This window comes from Kitasatospora sp. NPDC049258 (genome assembly GCF_040678895.1).
Taxonomy (GTDB): Bacteria; Actinomycetota; Actinomycetes; order Streptomycetales; family Streptomycetaceae; genus Kitasatospora.
On sequence record NZ_JBFAQT010000095.1, the window covers coordinates 1 to 3053 of the forward strand.

Here is a 3053-nt window from a genome sequence, read left to right on the forward strand (position 1 = left end):
GGCAGACCCCGACCAGCGACTCCGCACCCACCCCCAGCTCGCGCAACCGACGCGCCAACCGGTTCGCCCGCGCGTTCAGCTCCCCGTAACTCAACAGAACACCCTCATGCGTGACCGCGACCGCCGAAGGCGTCGACGCGGCCTGCCGCTCGAACACCTCGTGCACACACCGCCCGTCCCACTCGCTCACCACACCCGGGACCGGCCGGTCCACCACCGCCAACTCGCCGGGCGGCAGGAAGGCCGCCGTGGCGTCGCCCTCCGGATCTGCGGCCATCGCCTCGACCACGGCGCGGTAGAGCGCGCCGATCCGCTCGGCCTGGGCGCGGTCGAGGGTGTGGGTGTCGGTGGCGAGGGTGAAGCAGCCGCCGAGCGTGGTGACGGTCAGGCCGAACTCGGTGTGGCCCTCGTCGATCACGCTCGCGGCGTCGATCCGGCCCAGGTCGACCTGGTGGAAGTTCTGGTGGTTGAACATCACGTCGATCAGCCGCCCGCCGTCGCCCAGCTCGCGCTGGATCACCGGCATCGGGAACCGCCGGCGCGGCCACATCGCGATCTCGTCGCCCAGCACCTGCTGCACCAGCTCCCGCCAGCTGCGGGCGGTGCGGCGGGCCGGGAACGGCAGGGTGTTGAGGTACATGCCGTACACCCGGTCGGCGCCGACGGCCTCGGGGCGGCCGTCGCAGACCAGGCCGGTGTAGAAGCTCTGCTCGTCGGTGAGCAGGCTGAGCACCTTGAGGTGCGCGGCCACCAGCACGTTCTTCAGCGAGGCCCGGGCCCGGACGGCGAGCAGCCGCAGCTGCGGCTCCAGGTCCTGGTACGGGATCGCGAGCCGGTAGTGCTCGCGCGGGCCGGACGGCTCGGCGCCCCAGCCGGCGGGCAGCGCGAAGGCCGGGTGCTCGTCCAGCACCTCCCGCCAGAAGGCGCGGTCCTGCGCCGAGGCCACGGCGTCGAGTTCGGCGGCGATGAAGTCGGCGAACCGGACCGACGGCTGCTTGGGCGCCGACGGGGTGCGCCCGGCCCGCAGCGACCGGAAGGTCTCCAGCAGCTCCATCAGCAGCGAGTGGTAGCTCCAGCCCTCCAGCACCGGGTGGCACTCCGTGATGGAGATCCACCACTCCTGCTCTCCGGTGAGGTGCGCGGTCACCCGGATCAGCGGCGGCACCTCCAGGTCGAACGGGGTGGCCCGCTCGGTGGCGGTGAACTCCCTTATCGCCGCGTCCTGTTGCCCCTTGTCCAGAGCGCGCAGGTCGTGGATGGCGGGCTCCGCCGCGACCGACTCGTGGACAAGCTGGAGCGGGCTGCCGAAGGCGGTCAGCTCGAACGAGGTCCGCAGCACCTCGTGCCGCTCGACCACCGTGCGCACCGCGCCGCGCAGCGCCTGCGCGGAGAACGGCAGGTCGTCGCGGACCCGGAAGGCCGTGACGTTGTGGTACGTGTTGGCGCTGCCGCCGGAGAGCAGCTCGGCCACCATGCCGAGCTGTACCTGGGACAGCGGGTAGGCGTCGGCCAGGCCGTCGGGCAGCGCCCGACGCACGCCCTCCTCGACCAGTTGGAACGGGGCCACGGCGGGCACCGGGGCCGGGGCGGCCTGGCGATTGCCGAGGTACTGGGCCAGCGCGGCCACCGTACGGTGCTCGAAGACGTCCCGGACGGTCACGTCGTAGCCGGCCGCGCGCAGCGCGCCGACCAGCGAGACGGCCCGGATGGAGTCGCCGCCGAGGTCGAAGAAGGTCGACTCGACACTGACCCGGTCGAGGGCGAGTGCCGTGCACCAGACCTCGGCGACGCGCTGCTCGGTGACGCTGCGCGGCGCGACGAAGGCGGACTCCTCGCCGGTCGCGGAGCGCTGCGGTGCGGGCAGCGCTCGGCGGTCGGTCTTCCCGTTGCCGGTCAGCGGGATGCTCTCCAGCCGGACGAAGGCCGAAGGCACCATGTACCCGGGCAGGCTCTCGCCGAGCAGCGCCCGCAGCTCTTCGGCGCCGGGCCCCGTGCCGGGCTCGGCGGTCCAGTAGGCCACCAGCTCCTTCTGACCTGGAGTGTCCTCGCGGGCGATCACCACGGCCTCGCGCACCTCGGGATGGGCCGCCACCGCGGCCTGGATCTCGCCCAGCTCGATCCGGTAACCACGGATCTTCACCTGGTCGTCCGCCCGACCGACCGACTGCAGGCTGCCGTCCGGCAACCGCCGCGCCAGGTCACCCGAACGGTAGAGCCGGGAGCCCGGCGCGCCGTACGGGTTCGGCACGAACCGCTCGGCGGTCAGCTCCGGCCGGTTCAGGTAGCAGCGCGCGACACCGCGGCCGCTGACATGGATCTCGCCGACCACCCCGACCGGCACCAACCGCCCATGGGCGTCCAGCAGATGCACCCCCAGATCCGGCAGCGGCGCACCGATCGGACTGACGGACGGCGCCGCGAGGTCGGCCCCGGTGAGCCGGTGGAAGGTGGTGTGCACCGTCGTCTCGGTGATGCCGTACATGTTGATCAGCGCAGGCGCGTCCAACCCGAGCCGGTCCGTCCACGGCTTGAGGTCGCCCGGCTCCAGCTTCTCACCGCCGAACACCACATGCCGCAGCGCCAGTCGGTCGATCCGAGGGTCCCCGGCGCCGGCCAGCGCCACCAGCGAGCGGAACGCCGACGGTGTCTGGCTCAGCACGGTCACCCGCTCGGCGACCAGCAGTTCCAGCAGGTCCTCGGGCGAGCGGGCGGTGTCGAACGGGACCACCACCAGCCGGCCGCCGAACAGCAGCGCCCCCCACAGCTCCCAGACCGAGACGTCGAACGCGTACGAGTGGAACAGCGACCAGGCGTCCTCGGCCCCGAAGCCGTAGTGCCCGGCGCTGGCCGTGAACAGCCGCAGCACGCTGGCGTGCGAGAGCACCACACCCTTCGGCCGGCCGGTGGAGCCGGAGGTGTAGATCACGTAGATGGCGTTGTCGGGGGTGGTGACGGGCACCAGGTCGTGGCCGGGCAACGCGGCCAGGCCCTCGGCCAGCTCCTCGACCACCAGCACCGGCCCCTCGAACACCGAACCCGCCAACCCCGCGTGC

1 protein-coding gene is annotated in these 3053 nt (G+C 72.7%); it reads right to left on the reverse strand.

Annotated elements, in window-relative coordinates:
• On the reverse strand, positions 1–3053 hold a 3053-nt coding region (locus tag AB0K43_RS31295), incomplete at both ends, for an amino acid adenylation domain-containing protein (RefSeq protein WP_363645790.1).